Below are 803 nucleotides of genomic sequence, written 5' to 3'. Positions count from 1 at the left end.
TTCGGCGCTGTAAACTGGTACTCATTACCTTAGATAAGCTGTTTGTCGGTACGCTCGATAGCCTATCGCAAAAGTGGCTGTCTGAGTACAGCGCGGAGACAGGCTATCAGCAGGGCGTGCAGATTAGTGATAACGAGCAAGTGGTGATAGAGAGTATCATTCACGATGCGGTGCGCGCTCATCACAGTTATCTGTACTATAAACAGCCAAAGATCTATGAGCTGATGCAGCATACAAATCGCTTAACCACACCTGCCGATCATATCTACGTCGCGCAAAAGTCCTTGCAGTTTATATCCACACCAATCGAAAACGTCGATCTAGGCGAGGCGATAGATTTTGCTGGGTATGAGCAAGCGCTAACAGATTTTATGAAATGTGATTTGACAGATGTAGCGCCATATTTTGATAAAGACTATCGCAAAGCTCAAGGCATGACTTGGAATGCAGGTTTGGCAACCAAAGTGGAGCGTATAGGGTATATACAAGTTGCCATGCAAAAAAACGGTCATTTGTTTTTCGTACATCTAGATGATGACACGCAAAAGTTTTTTGATGCGCTACCTTTAGCCTTTTTAAATAAAGAGGAGGGCGGTAAAGGGTTTAATAAGAATAAAGAAGTAGAGCGCCAAACCTTTATCCATCTGCCAAGCATCCAAGCGCTCAAAGCGGTTTATGATTTTACGGATCAGATTGAAAGACATCTCGATGCGCTAGTTGACAATCTAAACCGCGATATTGCCTTGCAAGTACGGCAAAAGCTGCCAGCAGTGTTGGAGCAAAGACGTGAGACGACTTTCTCT

At 44.2% G+C, this 803-nt stretch carries 1 pseudogene; it reads left to right on the top strand.

What is annotated here, in order from left to right:
- Positions 1–803, top strand: a pseudogene (locus tag ACTXGO_RS15115) (UvrD-helicase domain-containing protein); the annotation flags it as partial.

The sequence above is a fragment of the Psychrobacter sp. T6-1 genome, from assembly GCF_052258445.1.
The sequence above is the reverse complement of the archived record's forward strand: the minus strand, read 5'-3'. Positions and strand labels throughout refer to the sequence as shown.